This window comes from Pseudoalteromonas piratica (assembly GCF_000788395.1).
GTDB lineage: Bacteria > Pseudomonadota > Gammaproteobacteria > Enterobacterales > Alteromonadaceae > Pseudoalteromonas > Pseudoalteromonas piratica.
Window position 1 is genome coordinate 1,382,724 of sequence record NZ_CP009888.1, and the last position, 17,094, is coordinate 1,399,817.

A 17,094-nucleotide genomic window follows, 5' to 3' on the forward strand; every position below is an offset into this window, starting at 1 on the left:
ATAAATTTTTCATAAATAAATTTAAATGATAATGATTTCCGTTATTGATCTAATTTGCTTTGGTCTTTAGAATGCAGCGCAGATTTACTTTACTCATAATCAGGAATTAACATAATGAAAAAAATAGCTAATTTTGCGCTTTCTTCTTTATGTGTTGCGATGCTTGCAGCATGTAGTGGTGACGATGGCAAAGATGGTACTGATGGCGCAACCGGTGCTGCAGGTACTGACGGTACAAATGGTGTTTCTACTTTTGTAACTGAAAAAGATGTTGTTATCACGAATGCTCAGCATGCTTATGCTGTTTATGCTGATTCTCTTATTGCTGCAAAGCAGCTTAAAAATATACTTGAGCAATTTGTAGTAAATCCAACTGATGAAAACTTCACTGCTGCAAAAAATGCATGGCTGGATGCCCGTGAACCTTACGGTCAATCGGAAGTATATCGTTTTCGCGAAGGGCCAATTGATAACTTAACAACCGATGACAATGGTGACCCTGTGTTAGTTGCTGAAGAAGGGCCTGAAGGTGCAATTAACGCCTGGCCACTCGCGGAAGCATTGATTGATTACACGGTCGATATGGATGGTGCGCAACTGCCTGAAAACCCAGCGACGTTGCCAGTTGCGGGTAATATTATTGCTGATATTGCTGAATTTCCTGAAATTACCAAAGACTTGCTTGCAGCGCAATTTGAACGCGGTGACGATGAAGCTAATGTGACATCGGGCTATCACGCTATTGAGTTCTTATTATGGGGGCAAGACTTAAATGCAGACGGTTCTTATACACCAAACCGTGATTACAGCGCAGGTTACCGTAAAGTAAATGATTACTACACTGCAGCGAGTGGTATGGGGGAATGTACCTCTGGTGTTGATAATATTGTTGATTCATCAATTTGTGAGCGTCGCGGTGACTACCTAATTGCAGCGGCAGATTTATTGATTGATGATCTACAAGGTGTGGTAGATGCATGGACTCCGGGTTCTGGTTTCCACTATGTTGAGTTTACTAAAGATGACAATGTAAAGATGTCTTTAGCAAAAATTCTTGAGGGCATGGGTCGTTTAAGTTTCGGTGAATTAGCCGGAGAGCGAATGAGTATTGCACTTCGTACCGACTCACAAGAAGATGAGCATTCATGTTTTTCAGATAATACGCACCGCGATATTTTCTTAAATGCGAAAGGTATTCAAAATGCATTCACAGGTGCTTATCAACGCATGGATGGTGAGACCCTAAAAGGTGCAAGTATTTATGACTTGTTAGTTGTTGATGGTTCCCACCAACTTGCCAATGAATTACGTGCAGCAATTGAAAATACCATGGCACAAGCTGCCGTTATCGATACCAATGCAAAACTGGGTTATTCGTTTGATGTGCAAATTCAACATGCTGATTTAAAGCAACCAGTGACCAATACAATCGAAGCATTGAAGTTACAAACTCAAGTGATCAAAAAAGCGATTGAAGCGCTGGAAGTAACTACAGGCGATCTTGAGCAAGATACTGAAGAGTTTGAAGGCTAATCATCGTTAACACCTAAATAGCGCTGTATTTTTCAGCGCTATTTTCGTTTCTAGGGGCATTTATGAAGAGACACATTTTTCTTTCAAGTTTAGTTTTTGCTGTTGTTGGTTGCGGTGGCTCATCAACGACTTCAGATCTAGTTCCTGATAAACCTTCACCACCAACAGTAACATTGCCAGGACAACCGAATGATGGATTAGCGCCAATCAGCCAAAGCGAGCCGGATGCGAGCGAGCATTTATCCGGTGGTGAAGTAACGAGCAATGTGTTTAACGAGGATGCATTCAGTCAATCAGCTCCCACCATTCGTAACGAGTTTGAATTAGATGCCGTTTTTAAGTCGGGCGATCACTTATTTAGAGGGACGCACAAAGGGTTGGGACCGGTTTTCAACAATCCAACGTGTCAGGGATGCCATATTAAAGATGGGCGCGGTGAAGTGCCCAGTAACAAAGATATCGCAATGACCAGCATGTTCCTGCGCATTAGCGATGAAAATGGCCAACCGGATGCAATTTATGGCAATCAATTACAAACCTTCGGCACCGTGACAGGTCATCCAACAGGCGCATTGCCGAAATTTAATGGCGCGTTAGATGAAGGGCTTGCTTATGGTGAAGCGTATGCCTTTGTTGAGTATGAAACGCTGACAGGGCAATTCGCAGATGGTGAAAGCTATGAGTTACGCAACCCAATTTATAAAGTAACCGATTTATCTTATGGTCCCTTTAACGATACGGTGCGATTTTCTGCCCGTGTTTCGCCGTCGATTTTTGGCTCTGGCTTATTACATGCCATTCCAGAAGCGTTTATCACCAGCTATGCCGACCCAGATGATGTTGATAACAATGGCATTTCAGGTCGCGCAGTTTATGTGACTGAACCGATCTCAGAGCAAACAAAACTAGCACGCTTTGGTTATAAACTTGGGGCCGCATCAGTACTGCAACAAATCGCCGGTGCGTATCGAGGTGATATGGGCGTAACAAACCGTATTAATCAAGATGAACCCTGTACTACCAATCAGTTAGCCTGCATTGCACAAGCTGAACTTGAGCAAGATAGCGAAGCGTTAGGTTTAGATCTCAGTGATATCGATCTTGCGCAAGTGGAATTTTATAACCGCTTGCTGGCGGTGCCGAAACGCCGTGGTTTTGATAGCCAAACAAACACTTGGCAGGATGATATTGTGAAGGGGCGCGCGCTATTTTTTGCAGCCAATTGTAATGGTTGTCATGTGCCACGCCATAAAACAGGTGAAGCACCAGCAAGCTTATTAGGTGATGTGGATATTCTTGGCTTTAAAGATTCGAGCACTCCTATTGCGGCATTGAGTGAGCAAGTTATTTACCCTTACACAGATTTACTGCTTCATGATATGGGTGGTGAATGTGCGCCAATTAGCAAAGAAAATACCCAAGGAGGCAGTTGCCAAATAGGAGATAACTGCATTTATGTACAGCGCTGCGAAGGGCTTGCCGATAACCGCCCAGAAGGCAGTGCTTCTGGCACTGAATGGCGAACAGCGCCGCTTTGGGGCTTAGGGTTGGTGAAGCAAGTGAATGCGCGTGCAACATTTTTACATGATGGTCGCGCCCGCAATATTAGCGAAGCTATTTTATGGCACGGCGGTGAAGCCGAACAAGCCAAACAAGCTTATTTAGCGATGGCAAAAAGTGACCGTGAATTACTGCTCGCATTTTTAAATTCGCTATGACCAAACATATATTTCTTAGCGTATTTAGTTTAGCGGTTTTGCTTTGTGGTTGTACTGAGCAAAAGACACCTGAGTTTTCAAAAAGCGAGTTACGTCCTGGCGGTGACACCACGCTTAAACGCATTAATACACGCACTTTTATTCACCCATCGGAAAATCTCGATTTAGATCAGCAATTGGACTTTTGGGATGGATTTTCGTTTTTCCGCGATCCATGGGTCGCAGCCCCTGCAGCAACCACAGATCGTGATGGTTTAGGGCCGCTTTATAATGCGCGCTCTTGCAAAGCATGTCATATCCGTGGTGGTCGCGGTAAGTTAGTCGGTGAAGGCACACATTCACCTATGGCGTTGTTGTTTCGCTTGGGAGATTTACAAAATGGTGATGCGGTTGATAAGCATTATGGTGGGCAGTTCCAGCCTTTTGCTATTAAGTTAGCTAAACCGGCAAGCTTAGCTGCAGAAGGTAAAGTGAAAATTCAGTATGAAACGATCACAGGTCAATATGCAGACGGTACGACCTACCAACTCACTAAGCCGAACTACCAACTGGTAGATTTAGCTTATGGTAATTTACAACCAACGACTGTAATCTCCCCCCGTTATGCCCCGGCACTTTATGGTATGGGCTTGTTAGATGCGATAAGTGAAATTGATTTACTTGCACAGCAAGATATTAACGACCAGAACCAGGATGGCATCTCGGCTAAATACAACCGTGTTGTGAATCCAAAAACGCAGCAGCGCGAACTAGGGCGGTTTGGTTTTAAAGCAAGTCAGGTCAGTTTAGCCTCTCAAACAGCAGCCGCGTTTGTTAACGATATTGGCATTACCAACCCATTTTTCATTCGGGATACCTGCACTCATTCGCAACTCGTCTGTCAACAAGCTTCAAATATGGGTGGCCATGATACAGCACTTGAGATCCCTGAAAAATTGCACAAGCTCACGGTGTTTATGGGGGCACATGTCGCAGTGCAGCCAACACGTAAATTAACCTCAGAAAAAGCACAACAGGGTAGAGCGCTTTTTTATTTAGCGAATTGTCATAGTTGTCATACACCAAGTTACACCACACAAAGCGACTATCCGATTAAAAAGCTCGCTAATCAAACTATTTGGCCTTACACCAATTTAGCCTTGCACGATATGGGGGAAGGTTTGGCAGATAACAAAGCCGAGGGATTAGCGAATGGCCGCGAGTGGCGTACCCCCCCTCTTTGGGGCATAGGTTTGCAGCAAAAAGTACAAGGCTACCAAGCATTTCTTCATGATGGTAGAGCGAAAACAATCGCTGAAGCCATTCTATGGCATGGCGGTGAAGCTGAACAAGCAAAGTCGGCATTTGTGAATTTTAATCAACAACAGCGCGATGCGTTGATTTACTTTTTACAACAAATTTAAGGGTAACCAAATGAAATTTAAGGCACTAACAGTATTGATAACCGCATCGCTATTAACCGCATGTGGCGGTGGTGGCAGTGAAACCTCAAAAGAAACACCGCCGGTCACGCCACCTGTTGTCACACTGACAAAAGATCAGGCGATGACACAATTACTAGCAGCGCAAGCAGACCATTATATTTTACCTGCTTATTCAGCGCTGGTGGATGAAGCTGACAAACTGGATGCTGCAAGTATTTCGTTTTGCGCTTACGGGTCACCGAGTCAAGACGAATTGGCGGTACTTAAATCAGCTTGGCTTGATGCAAGTAAAGCGTGGCAGTTTGCTAAAGCCGTTAAAATGGGTCCAGAGTCAGAGGCGTTTCGCCATTACCGCATGCAATTTTGGCCGGATAATAATAACGCAGTGAGTCGTGGTGTGGCCTCTCTATTAGCTGCACAAGTTATTGATGCTAATGCGGTAGCAAGCTTACAAGATGGTGCGCAAGGGTTGCCTGCGCTTGAGTTATTAATTTTTAACACCGATGAAGAAAACGCATTACTAACCGCTCAAAATAAAGAAGACCGTTGTTTAGCAGTAATGGCGATTGCTGCCAATGTTAAAACTATCGCAATGGAAATTCTGACGGGGTGGCAACAACAAACCACTGGGTTTGTGAATGATTTTAAAAACGGTACGGGCGATTATGATTCTAAACAAGCGGTACTTGAAGACTTCGTGACCAATTGGTTTGAGTTAATTGAAGTGATCAAAGACAATAAATTAAACGATGTGAAAGGCACGCTTCTTCCTGGCTATCCGGAAAAGGCTGAGGCTCATTATAGTTTATCATCGCTTGAAAATATTAAGGTGAATCTAGCAGCCTTAAAGGCAGCTTATCTTGCAGGTGATGGCTACGGTTTTGATGAGTACTTAAACGATATTCATCAAAATACCAGCGTAAATGAAAAAATCTTGGCTTACTTTAATGAGCTTGAAACACTTACAAATACAATTGATAAACCTTTATCTCAAGCAGTAACAATTCAAGAAAACCGTAATGCATTATCACCTCTTATCACTAAAATTGAAGAGTTTAGGCTTTATCTTTCAACTGACTTTATTCAATTAACGCAGTTAAACCCTAATTTTAATTCTAATGATGGGGATTAAGCTGTGAAGCGCAGGACTTTCATAAAAAGTTTAGCACTGTGTGGCTTAAGTTTGTCGGTGGGGGCTAATTTGGTGGCATGTTCTACTGCCAAACAATCACGTTTTGTTAGTGCGGCATCAAATCACCAAGGCGAGCATTTTGTTGTGGCATTTGATGATGCTGGAAACTTATTAAATCAGGTAAAAATTGCCAATCGTGGCCATGATTTGGTGATGCTTGATGATGAACGTGTTGCTGCGTTTTCAAGGCGTCCGTTTACTAAGTTATTTATTGTCGATCTTAAACACAATATGCTTCAAAGGACTGTCACTTCGGAAGCTGGCTTTCACTTTTATGGCCATGGTGTATTTGATACAAAACGTAATCAATTAATAACCACAGAAAACCAAATTGAAAGTGCAAAAGGTTACTTAGTGTTTCGTGATGCAACGTCGTTTGAAGTGGTAAAGCGTATCGAGAGTGGCGGAGTCGGCCCACATCAGCTGGCATTAATGCCTGATGGTGATCATATTGTGGTTGCCAATGGCGGGATTAAAACTCATCCAAAAAAAGGGCGCGAGAAACTTAATCTCGATACGATGGCACCCAACCTAAGTTATGTGCATTTGAGTTCAGGAAAAGTTGTGGAAACAGTTATTCCGCCGCATTTTCAATTAAGTTTACGCCATTTGGCTGTTGCTAAAAGTGGTGAAGTGATTGTTGGTGCCCAGTATCAAGGTCACTATCGCGATACCTGGCCGCTGGTATTCAGTCATAAGCGGGGTGGTGAGCTTAAGCCACTTGATGCTAAGCCCGATTTTTGGTTGGCATTTAATCAATACATTGCAAGCATCGCGATAAATGATAAAGAGAATCGCATTGCAGTCACCTCGCCGCGTGGCGGCGTTGTGTCGTTTTGGCAGCTCGACAATCATCAGTTGTTAAATCATCAACGTTTTGTTGATTGTGCGGGCGTTGCAAGTTCAAAGGATTCAATTTTTGTTACCAATGGCAAAGGGCAAGTAGTGACAAATAATTCAAAATCACCACTTTTTCAGTTACAAGCATTGCGGTTCGACAATCATTTAATTTACTCTTAACTGGTAAGAGATGTTAATTTTAGCCAAAAACGATAATGACAGGTAAAATGTTCGCCCTTTTCATATGCAGTAAACCAAGTTATGACTATTTCAAACGATAAATTTGCAGATATTCGCCCATACAATGATGACGAAGTAGCCGCATCTGTTTCGCGACTTCTAAATGATGATGCATTTATCTCTGTAATCGCAGAGCATAACTTGCCGTCTTGGTTGCGTGCTATCCCATTTCTTGGCAATTACTTAGTAAAATCTAAGCTGCGCAATAAATATGGAAAACTTAAAACGGTTGATGAAGTGCAGCAAGCGGTTGCCCGTTACCTTGAGATTTTAGTAAAGCGCACCACATCTAAAGTGACATTTTCTGGGTTGGATAAACTCGATAAAAATAAAGCGTATTTATTTATTTCAAATCACCGCGATATCGCCCTAGATCCGGCATTTGTAAATTATGGCTTGTTCCAAAGCGATATGAAAACAGTGCGTATTGCAATTGGCGATAATCTGTTGCAAGTACCTTATATGACTGAGTTAATGCGCTTAAATAAAAGTTTTATTGTTAAGCGTTCAGTAAAGTCACCCAAAGAAATGCTTAAAACGCTGACGACCCTTTCGCACTATATTTATGATTCACTCGACACGGGTAATTCAGTATGGATTGCGCAAAAAGAAGGCCGTGCGAAAGATGGTAATGATGTAACCGATCCGGCACTAATTAAAATGCTGCAATTGCATGGTCGCAAATTAAAAATGGACTTTGCAGACTATGTTAAATCGATAAATGTTGTGCCTGTAGCGATTTCGTATGAGTTTGAGCCGTGTGAAAAAGCAAAGGCAAAAGAGCAATATCATAAAGCCACATTTGGTGAATATAAGAAAGCGCAGGGCGAAGATATTGCCAGCATTATTGAAGGGTTTGCTACCAATAAAGGGCATGTGCATTTATCGTTTGGTGAGCCAATTAGCGATAACTGTGAAACGCCAGAGCAATTAGCACAAACTATCGATAATCACATTCATGCTAATTATTTCTTACATCCAAACAATTACTTAGCGGCTGACAAAGCTGCTGAGCAAATCAGCGATGACGCGAAACGTGTTTATCAAAGTCGCTTTGACGGTGTCGCTCCAGAATTACATGAATTTATTAAGCAAATTTATGCCAAGCCGGTGCTAAATCAAAAGTAGTTAAACCGTTTGCTTTGATACAAATTGACGCTTTTAACAAACCAGAGTGCAGACTCTGGTTTTTTTTGTGCAAAAAATAGTTAAACTGTGATTATGAGTGCGTAAAAAAGACCTAACTCTCTGTTAGTTTTGTGACAGAGTTAACCAATTAAATGACTGAGCAAAAACAGATTATTGAGCAAATTGAAATTTTTGAAATACCCAGTCCATGTAAAGGGGTATGTCAGGTGAATAACCGGGGTTATTGCTTAGGATGTTTTCGTTCTCGTGAAGAGCGTTTCCATTGGAATCAACTTTCAAACGCACAAAAAAAACATATCATTCGCTTGTGTGCCCAGCGAGAAAAGCGCATACGGCAACATCAGGCACAACAACAAGATAGTAACAGTAATGGTTCTGAGCAAACTAATTTAGACTTTTAGCATACCGTTAAAACAGTGAGTTAAATGTTCTACTTTGGCTTTTTGTGATCTAATTGTGCCCATGTGTTTTGCATTAATTGCTGATCCAGTTTGATTAATATCGCTTGGTGCTTTCTATGCAAATAGTGGTGAATAGGCTTTTGTGAAACGATCTTTCTTTCAAAAAAATCGAATGTACGTTGCTCAATTTGATGTTCTAACAAGTATTCTAAAACCAAAATACCATCAATTGTTTGGTTTCTTAGCATGTGCAATTGACTGGTGAGGTTACTGTTAGTAATTACTTCGCCCTGATAGTTTTCTTGCTCAATGTATTTTTGTGCAAAGGGGTAACTGGCATTATGGCTGATGGTTTTTAAGTCGCTTAATTGGCAATTAGTGCATGAATTTTTATTGGTAATAAGCACCAGATTTAGATTCATCAGAGGTGTGACGCTTGCAATTAAATTTGGATACTCTTTGCTAATGCCGATAACTCTGCCAATTTGCCCATCTAATTCACCTGCATTGGCTGCTGAAAGTGAGCTTTTGTGATCAAAATCAACTACTTTAATTTCAATACCTATGGCTTGATATGCACTTTGTAAACGTTTTATTAGGGTGCGAGAAATTTTGGTATCAAGAGGCTTATTGAATACTAAGGTTGTGGTAGGTTGCTCAGCCATAACAGGTTTTAAAAATAAAAACACGGCTATGATAAATACAACGGAGGCAGTTAACCTCTTCATAGCGTTTGTTCTTATTGAAATTAGAGACATTGCAGAATTCATTTTAATGTTGATCGGCATCACCTATATGGTACATTGCTACCATAACATACTATTTAATTTGCTGTATAAAAAGAACATGTCTTTTAATTTATGTCATTTACCGCGTCAGGAAAAATATTTAATACAACTCGATTATGAAGCCTCATTTTGGGCGTTTAAAGTAAAGCGAGGCAAAAGTACGCGAGACCAGATATATTCTGAAATTCTGCAACGTCCGCAGTCAGAACAAGGAGAGCTAAAACAGCGTTTTGAACGGTATTTAGCGACAATGTCTTGAGCCAGTTAAACTGCGAGTTACTTGACCCAATCATGCATCCTTTAATCAATAAATTTTATCAACAACATAAGGTTAGAGGTCGCGCTAAAAGTCACGACGATGTGTGGGTTATCAAAATTGAGAAGCAAATTGTGGCCACTGCAAAAGTGAGCCCTAAACAAGGGCACTTATTGCTGACAGGGGTTTTCACTTTACCTGCTTATCGTAGTCAACGCCTTGCGTCTCACCTAATTGCTCACCTCCACAGCTTCTACTCACAGCCTATTTTTACATTTGCCTACTCGCATCTTGTAACTTGGTATAACCGCAATAAATTTAAATCAGTCGAGCCACCTACCGCGCTTGCGATGTTGTTTCAAGCGTATATTCGTCAAGGGCGTGATATACAGTGTATGGTAAGTCATCAGGAGTCATAACTATGCTTACCCGTTTTGTCTACTTATTGTGTTGTATTAGCTTTTTATCAATCAGCGCCTTTGCTATCGATAGCCCCAATGTACGCCGATTTTCACCAAATGAAGGCTTGGCGCAATCTTATGTTACAGGGTTATTAGTCGATAAAAATGGCTATTTGTGGATAGGTACCGAGGCGGGTGTTAATCGTTATGATGGTTATCAGCTCTCTACCATGACAGGCCCTGAAGGCAGGCTTCGTGATAAATCCATCGACTTTCTTTATGAAGACAAACAAAATGATATTTGGATTTCTACGACCTATGCAGGGCTTTACCGCTACGACACTGATACGTTTCAGTTAGAAAGAGTACTCGAATATAAAACTGATCGCAGCCATTCACCAATGGTTATGCTCGAAACTCACCAGCCAGGATTTTATTGGTTAGGGCGAATGCGAAATTTAGCTCTACTTAACAGTCAAACCGGTCAAGTTAAGCAAGTTTTTGAGATTCCAGATAAGTTTAAGTATGCCTATGTTAGAGCATTAAAATATTACAAGCATTACTTGTTGATTGGTACGTCTGTAGGTATGTATGTAATGGATACTAAAACAGAGCAAGTTGTTGAACTTAAATACCTCAATCAGCCAGCAGAACATTACGATCAACATAATGTAAAGTCATTTCATATATCTGGCTCAACACTATGGCTTGGAACCGTGCAAGGTTTACATACAGTAGAATTAGATGATATTGAACGTTTAGTTGCACGAGAGTTAGAAAAACTGCCCAGCGAAGTGCGTATTTCCGATCTCAATATTTGGAAAATAATGCCGTTTAAGTCAGGGCTTAAGCTCGCAACAAACCAAGGCGTTTACAATTATTTTGCTGATGATGATCAACTGATTAAAAGTACTGAATTAGATAATTCAGACTACGAACTGAGCGATAACAGTATTGTTGATATGCTATTATCCGACGATGGCTCTATGTGGTTGGCGAGTAAATCTGATGGTGCTTATTTTGTATCTAAAAATAATTACCTATTTCAAAACTATAATCGCGATACCTTGTATGGCGGTTTGTCTCATAACAACATTTGGTCAATTGTAGAGCACAATAAAGATATTTGGCTGGCTACCAGTGATGGTATTACTAAAATTAATCCAAATACTTACCAAAGCCAAACTTACCTAGAGGGTTACCTCGCCGACCGACTCAATCATGAATTTCACGTGTATCAGATGAATTTATTCGATAACGCGTTATTTCTTTCTACCCTTCGCGGATTATTCAAATTTGATTTAGAAACGCTGACGATTTCTGCCATCGAGGTCAAGTCAGAGTTGTACTCGGATATTTTTGAAAAACAAATTATTGTTGGTTATGTCAGCCCTGTTGGGGAAATGTTTTTTAAAAGCTTTAAACATGGATATTTTAAATACAACTTAAAAACAAAAGAATTAGTAAAAATTTCACCTGAAATAGACGTGATTGATGACACCATTTCGGGCTACTTTTTACCGCCATTAACAGATCAACAAATGCCAATGTTTTATCACAGCAAATCACTTTATCAACTGCAACCAGATAATAGTGTTCAGCTGTTGTATAAAGCACCTGTACGAGACGATGTTGAATACCTAGAGATGTCTTCATATGTTATCGATGACAATGGGATTTTGTGGCTTTCCTATTTTGGTTATGGACTGGTTGGGCTCGATAGTAAAACATTTGAAGAAAAATATCGTATTGAAGATAAGTTTGATACTCGTGGTTCATTGTTTTATAGCCTAACCAAAGATCAGCGCGGCATGATTTGGATGGCAAGTCACAGCGGTATTTGGCGTTTTAATCCAAATACGCTGCACTTTAGACAATACACCGTAGATGACGGTATAACGGTAAACGAATTTAATTCAGGGGCAAAACTTACTTACTCAGATGGCCGTATTATTTTCGGTTCGATTAAAGGGGTTACTAGCTTTTACCCTGAACGGAATGATAAAAATGAGCAGATTTCAGAGCGAGTAAACATTACATCAATCACTTTGATGTCGCGTAAATTAGAAGCTGAATCGGTGATCCAGCGTAATCTACTTGAACTTGATTACGATGATATTGGTTTAGAAATCGGTTTTTCAGCAATGCTATTTAAATACCAAGATCGCGTAGAGTACGAATATCGGTTAGATGATTTACCACTGGTGAGAACAGATAATAATAAAGTCGCGTTTGCCCGTATTGCCCCTGGCAAGCATACATTTTATGTACGTGCACGTGACCCTCTTAATGGTAATTATACCGAATTCAAAAGTTTCACAATCCAAGTGCATTACCCACCATGGCGTTCCCCAGCAGCGTTTGCCAGTTATTTTGTGTTGCTAGCGAGTTTGATTTCAGTTTGGATGCTGCGTCGCCATCGTTATCAACAACGCTTATTGTCTGCCCATAAAGAAAGTAGTGAAAATGAAACTCGCTTAATGTTGGCACTCGAAAGCAGTAAATCCGGTGTCTGGGAGTGGCAAAGTGGTGTGGGCGATATTTATCAACCACGTTTATGCAACGAGTTAGGTTTTGAAAAATCAAATGTCACGCTAGAAGATTATTTGTCCAAAATACACCCAGAAGACAGGGCGAAATATCGCATTGAGTGGTTGGAGTTTGTCAGTACGCAAAAGGGAGACTTTAACTTAACTTATCGTGTGCGCCATAACCAAGGTCATTGGCGTTGGTATAAAGATGTAGGCCGTGTAATTGAGTGGGATGGTGAATTGCCGCAACGCGTCACCGGCACTTACACAAACTTTACCCGTGAACGTCAATTTGAATACAGTGCTCGATTATTTAGCGCGGCGTTTGAACACACCCGAGATTGGGTGTTCGTGATGGATAGGGAGTTTAACATTGTGGCGATTAATAAAGCCCTTAGGGAAAGTCACCAATTCGATGTGGAGAAAGACAGCTCACGAAAGCTTTCATTAGGCTTAAAACCAGAACGTCGAGTTCATTATTTACGTGAACTAAATAAGCTAAGTGCCGGTCAATTGTATCAATCTGAAGAAATTATCACGAACCCGCAAGGTAATGAATTTAATTGCTTAATTAAGGTCACCGCTGTGGCTGGGGAGCGTGGTGATGTCGAAAATTATGTGGTGGTAATTACTGATGTCAGCAGTTTAAAAGAGGCCAGTGCTCACTTCACTTGTTGACTTAAACGCGAGTTAAGAAGTTAACCAGCTATTTTTGATATGTATTAACTTTCGAACTTGGTTGTGTTCTTAGTAAAAGGCAAAATTTGTGCGTCAATAGTGAACCTACTGCAAACAAGATTAATGCAGAAATAAGTACAAGTAGCTGCTAGAAAGCAATTTGTTTTTCCGAGTTCAGATTAGTTAAACAAAGCGAGCACCATTATTAGCGCTATTGCGTTTAATGGTACTCTTTAATACTTTCCAAACTTAAGAAAAACTAGCTAGTATGCTAGGGGATTTTATGGCCGCAGTTTGTGCAGTAGCGAATATGCTTTATTTCTTCCATTTTCTTGCGAATAGCTAATTGCGCTTCTTTTTTACTTAATCCTAACTCAATGCGCATTTCTTCAATTTGTGCTTTATCTTGTTCACAAATTTCCCCATCGCGTGAGCAAAGCGCAACGAATTGGGCAAACTTAACGCGGCGTCGTCGAAGTTGATCTGAAAAGCTCGATGCAAGCAGGCCTGTGGGTATCGCGACCATGCCCATGCTAAGAACGGTAATGACACCACCAAAAAAACGACCTAATGGAGTAATCGGTACAACGTCACCATAACCAACGGTTGTAAGTGTGGCCATTGCCCACCACATTGCATCAGGAATGGAACCGAACTTATCGGGTTGTTCGTCGTGTTCAATTAGATAAATGCCGCATGATGCGGTTATTAGCGCTACACCCATAATAAAGAAAGCTGCTAGCAATGGCCCTTTTTCTTCGCGAATGCTTTGCAAAAGCAATTGCATGGCACGTGAGTAGCGAGTTAATTTTAATACTCTTAATAACCTGAATACGCGTAAGAAGCGCAGATCAAAATTAACAAATAACATCAGGTAAGTTGGTAAAATAGCAAGCAAATCAACTACTGCCAGAGGTGAACGTAGATAACGTAACCGTTTGCGCCAATTAGCAATGGGCAAATCACGATATTGTTCTTTATCAACACACACCCAGAACCTGAGTAGGTATTCAATCGTAAAGATACCCACTGAGATAACTTCAATCGCAATAAAAAGTTGACGATGGGCTGAAGCTATTTCTTCAACCGACTCCAATACGATGGCAATCACATTACCGACAATCAACAGAATTAATAAAACGTCAATGATCCGTCCGACTCGTAAACCTTCACCTGAGCTTTCAAGTACTTGTGCTAGGTTGTAGCGTAATTGATTCACATTGACCTCTTAAGCTAATGGCATTGTCATGACAATTGTGCCTTCTTCAAAATCACGGGTAACTTTAAACCCAAGCTTTTTCGCAAGGCCGATCATTCCGGCATTTTCTGGCAAGGTGAGCCCTTCGATTTTTTCGACTTTTTGGCGTTTACAGTGGTCAATTACCGACTGCATTAAAATTCGCCCTAAGCCAAGTCCTTTAATGTCAGAGCGCACCACAACAGCAAACTCCGCAACGAGGTTGTCTGGATCCATCAATACGCGAGATACCCCAAGAGTTTGCCATACGTCGTCACGACGCTGAGTGACAATAAAAGCCATTTCTCGGTCATAATCAATTTGCGTCATCTTGGCAAGTTGTTCATGACTAAACTGCGGCATTTCACCAAAGAAGCGTTTATATCTATCTTCCTTAGTAAGTTTATTATCAAACTCACGATGGGCTTCTTCATCTTCTGGACGAATAGGGCGAAGCAGTGCCATTGAGCCATCTTTTAAGGTTATTTCTTGCTCCAACTCTTTTGGGTACGGCCTAATTGCTAAGCGCTTAATACGGCTGCCAGCTTGGTATTTTTCAAGCTCAATACAAGCATCTAAAACCTGAAACTTTCCTTGCAAAGCGAGCACAGGGTTAAGCTCGAGAGATTTAATATCTGGGTTTTCAACCACCATTTGAGACACCCGTGTAAGCATGGCGCAAAGTGTATATTTATCAATTTTAGTTGGTAGATGTTTCTCTTTAATAAATCCTTTATCGCTTGCTGCAGCAATCAAATACTTCGCTAAGTTCATATTAAGCGGCGGAAGAGCAACAGCTGCTAAATCAAAGTTAAGCGCGGTACCGGCTTCGCCGAGTAAAATTACAGGGCCAAAATTAGGATCTGTTTTTACTGCAATACGAAGTTCTTGACCGCCAGCTCGTGTCGCCATGCGCTGCAAAGCAAAACCATCAATTTGTGCATCCGGATAGGTTTCATTAATTCTCAAAAGCATATTGAAGGCTGTCTGCTCGACTTCATCACCGTCATTAAGATTCAGTACCACACCGCCAACATCTGATTTTGATGGAATGTTAGGGCTTACTAATTTAAGTGCTACTGGAAAACCCATTTTTTCAGCGTACTCACGTGCCTCAGTTGGGGTATAGGCATGTTGAGTGGCGATGCAGTTTATTTGGTAGCAATTTAAAAGTGGTGCAGCATCATGAGTAGGCAAGTAATGCATTTTTTCTTGCAGATGGTTTTCTATAATTGCGGCAGCAGCATCGGTATGAATATTATCTGAGTCGAGTAATGACTCAGGGGTTTGCGTTAAGTGTTTCTGATTACGTCGATACTGAATTAAGTGCATATATGCGGCTACAGCACCTTCTGGCGTCCGATAGGTTGGAATTCCAGCTGCTTGACACACTTTACGTGCTTCATATGCAGCGGTTTCACCCATAAAGTTCGTCATGACATATGGCCGTTGCATTTTAGGTATTTTATTTACCGTTTCAGCAATAATTGTGGCGAAATCCTCACTCGGAGCAAGCGCGGATGGGCTGTGTAAAATCAATAAATTATCAACTTCTGGCGCTTTTACTAAAATCTCAAGCGCTTTTTGATAGCGTCTTGGATCTGAGTCACCATAAATGTCGACAGGGTTAGCAAACGAAGTATGTTGAGGTAACACTTGATTAAGTTTGGCTATCGTTTCTTTCGATAATTCAGCAAGTTTGCCTGAGCTTTGAATGAGTGTATCGACTGACATGACACCCGGTCCACCGCCATTGGTAAGAATGGTAAGAGCTTCTTGCTTTAATAACTTGGGATGAAGAGCAAGTGTTTGCGTCGCGGCAAATAATTCGCGTAAATCATTTACTCGTAACATACCTGCGCGTTGAAACATAGCATCATAAACCGCGTCTGAGCCCTGATTTCCCCCAGTATGGGCGATGGCAGCATCCGCTCCCGCTGCCGTTTTGCCTGTTTTAATCGCTATCACTGGTTTACTAAATGCGGCAGCCCTTGCTGCGGAAATAAACCTTCGGGTGTGCTCGATATTATCGATGTACAACAGAATCGCTTGGGTGTTGGCGTCACGTCCCAAAAAGTCGACTAATTCATCAAAGTCGATATCACCACAATCACCTACAGAAACAAAGTATGAGAAGCCTATATCTTTGGTTTTTGCCCAATCTAAAATAGTTGAACAAACAGCGGCAGATTGTGATACGAATGCAATTTTACCGGGTTTAGCAACCATATGTGAAAAGCTGGCATTCAGACCAATGCGTGGAATGAGAAGACCTAGACTATTTGGTCCAAGAATATTTACCTCGGCTTTTTTAGCGGTATTGATTAACGCTTCTTTTAAAGCTTTATCAAACCCTGAGGCAATAATGATGGCATTCTTACACCCTTTTTCACCTAGTTGCTCAATGATTTTGCAACAGTGCTCTTTATTAGTGCAGATAACAGCGAGGTCGGGTATTTGTGGTAAAACGTCTATGGTTGGGTAGGCTAGTACGCCATGTACTGCTTTATATTTAGGTGTTACAGGCATTATTGGGCCATTAAACCCCCCTTGTAATAAGTTACGCATTACCACATAACCTGCTCGATTTGTGCGATTCGATGCACCAATCACAGCAACTGACTTAGGGTTGAAAAATTGGCTTATCCTTTTTACCGTCATAGCTTTTCACCAGAGTTAAGTTGTGTTTATAGTATAAAATTCATT

At 41.2% G+C, this 17,094-nt stretch carries 13 protein-coding genes; 10 read left to right on the forward strand and 3 right to left on the reverse strand.

The genetic code is table 11. The features are described 5' to 3' along the window. The first annotated feature begins 114 nt into the window (after positions 1–114). The 7 genes from OM33_RS06275 (at position 115) to OM33_RS06305 (ending at position 8,497) form a co-directional block, all read left to right on the forward strand. Positions 115–1,533: an imelysin family protein gene (locus tag OM33_RS06275; protein ID WP_038640109.1), complete on the forward strand. Its 1,419-nt coding sequence runs from the start codon at positions 115–117 to the stop codon at positions 1,531–1,533. A gap of 62 nt (positions 1,534–1,595) precedes the next feature. Continuing rightward, entirely contained in the window at positions 1,596–3,251 is a 1,656-nt protein-coding gene (locus tag OM33_RS06280; protein ID WP_038640110.1) for a di-heme oxidoreductase family protein, read from the forward strand. Next, the gene (locus OM33_RS06285) at positions 3,248–4,654 is read left to right on the forward strand and encodes a di-heme oxidoreductase family protein (protein ID WP_038640111.1); all 1,407 of its coding nucleotides are present in this window, start codon (positions 3,248–3,250) and stop codon (positions 4,652–4,654) included. Before OM33_RS06280 ends, OM33_RS06285 begins: the two co-directional genes overlap by 4 nt. Before the next feature lie 10 nt (positions 4,655–4,664). Further along, entirely contained in the window at positions 4,665–5,807 is a 1,143-nt protein-coding gene (locus OM33_RS06290; protein WP_038640112.1) for an imelysin family protein, read from the forward strand. A gap of 3 nt (positions 5,808–5,810) precedes the next feature. Continuing rightward, positions 5,811–6,887: a DUF1513 domain-containing protein gene (locus OM33_RS06295; protein ID WP_199922518.1), complete on the forward strand. Its 1,077-nt coding sequence runs from the start codon at positions 5,811–5,813 to the stop codon at positions 6,885–6,887. 81 nt (positions 6,888–6,968) lie between these two features. Further along, complete coding sequence (locus OM33_RS06300) at positions 6,969–8,075, forward strand: 1-acyl-sn-glycerol-3-phosphate acyltransferase (protein ID WP_038640114.1); 1,107 nt, start codon at positions 6,969–6,971, stop codon at positions 8,073–8,075. A gap of 173 nt (positions 8,076–8,248) precedes the next feature. Further along, positions 8,249–8,497: a DUF1289 domain-containing protein gene (locus OM33_RS06305; RefSeq protein WP_038643093.1), complete on the forward strand. Its 249-nt coding sequence runs from the start codon at positions 8,249–8,251 to the stop codon at positions 8,495–8,497. Positions 8,498–8,526: 29 nt separating this feature from the next. On the opposite strand, the gene OM33_RS06310 is transcribed toward OM33_RS06305, so the two are convergent. Then, complete coding sequence (locus tag OM33_RS06310) at positions 8,527–9,225, reverse strand: type 2 periplasmic-binding domain-containing protein (protein WP_199922519.1); 699 nt, start codon at positions 9,223–9,225, stop codon at positions 8,527–8,529. 118 nt (positions 9,226–9,343) lie between these two features. On the opposite strand from OM33_RS06310, the gene OM33_RS06315 reads away from it, so the two are divergent. Genes OM33_RS06315 through OM33_RS06325 form a run of 3 tightly spaced genes read left to right on the forward strand, consistent with a single transcriptional unit; the run spans position 9,344 to position 13,151 of the window. Beyond that, a complete protein-coding gene (locus OM33_RS06315; protein WP_038643095.1) occupies positions 9,344–9,544 on the forward strand; it encodes a DUF3283 family protein in 201 nt (66 codons plus the stop codon). Then, a complete protein-coding gene (locus OM33_RS06320; RefSeq protein WP_052140916.1) occupies positions 9,541–9,960 on the forward strand; it encodes a GNAT family N-acetyltransferase in 420 nt (139 codons plus the stop codon). The genes OM33_RS06315 and OM33_RS06320 overlap by 4 nt, the downstream gene beginning before the upstream one ends. Before the next feature lie 2 nt (positions 9,961–9,962). After that, positions 9,963–13,151, forward strand: coding sequence for a two-component regulator propeller domain-containing protein (locus OM33_RS06325; RefSeq protein WP_052140917.1), 3,189 nt, complete (start codon positions 9,963–9,965; stop codon positions 13,149–13,151). Between the two features lie 271 nt (positions 13,152–13,422). Here the strand turns inward: OM33_RS06325 and OM33_RS06330 are convergent, their stop codons facing one another. Continuing rightward, positions 13,423–14,370: an ion transporter gene (locus tag OM33_RS06330; protein ID WP_038640117.1), complete on the reverse strand. Its 948-nt coding sequence runs from the start codon at positions 14,368–14,370 to the stop codon at positions 13,423–13,425. Between the two features lie 9 nt (positions 14,371–14,379). Continuing rightward, on the reverse strand, positions 14,380–17,049 hold the full coding sequence (locus OM33_RS06335; protein WP_038640118.1) for a bifunctional acetate--CoA ligase family protein/GNAT family N-acetyltransferase: 2,670 nt from the start codon (positions 17,047–17,049) through the stop codon (positions 14,380–14,382). Between the last annotated feature and the right edge of the window lie 45 nt (positions 17,050–17,094).

What these genes read in the sequence shown, in the direction of transcription:
- OM33_RS06275 (WP_038640109.1), top strand. Translation starts at nt 115, where the DNA reads ATGAAAAAAATAGCTAATTTTGCGCTTTCTTCTTTATGTGTTGCGATG.
- OM33_RS06280 (WP_038640110.1), top strand. Translation starts at nt 1,596, where the DNA reads ATGAAGAGACACATTTTTCTTTCAAGTTTAGTTTTTGCTGTTGTTGGT.
- OM33_RS06285 (WP_038640111.1), top strand. Translation starts at nt 3,248, where the DNA reads ATGACCAAACATATATTTCTTAGCGTATTTAGTTTAGCGGTTTTGCTT.
- OM33_RS06290 (WP_038640112.1), top strand. Translation starts at nt 4,665, where the DNA reads ATGAAATTTAAGGCACTAACAGTATTGATAACCGCATCGCTATTAACC.
- OM33_RS06300 (WP_038640114.1), top strand. Translation starts at nt 6,969, where the DNA reads ATGACTATTTCAAACGATAAATTTGCAGATATTCGCCCATACAATGAT.
- OM33_RS06310 (WP_199922519.1), bottom strand. Translation starts at nt 9,225, where the DNA reads ATGAAGAGGTTAACTGCCTCCGTTGTATTTATCATAGCCGTGTTTTTA.
- OM33_RS06315 (WP_038643095.1), top strand. Translation starts at nt 9,344, where the DNA reads ATGTCTTTTAATTTATGTCATTTACCGCGTCAGGAAAAATATTTAATA.
- OM33_RS06325 (WP_052140917.1), top strand. Translation starts at nt 9,963, where the DNA reads ATGCTTACCCGTTTTGTCTACTTATTGTGTTGTATTAGCTTTTTATCA.
- OM33_RS06335 (WP_038640118.1), bottom strand. Translation starts at nt 17,049, where the DNA reads ATGACGGTAAAAAGGATAAGCCAATTTTTCAACCCTAAGTCAGTTGCT.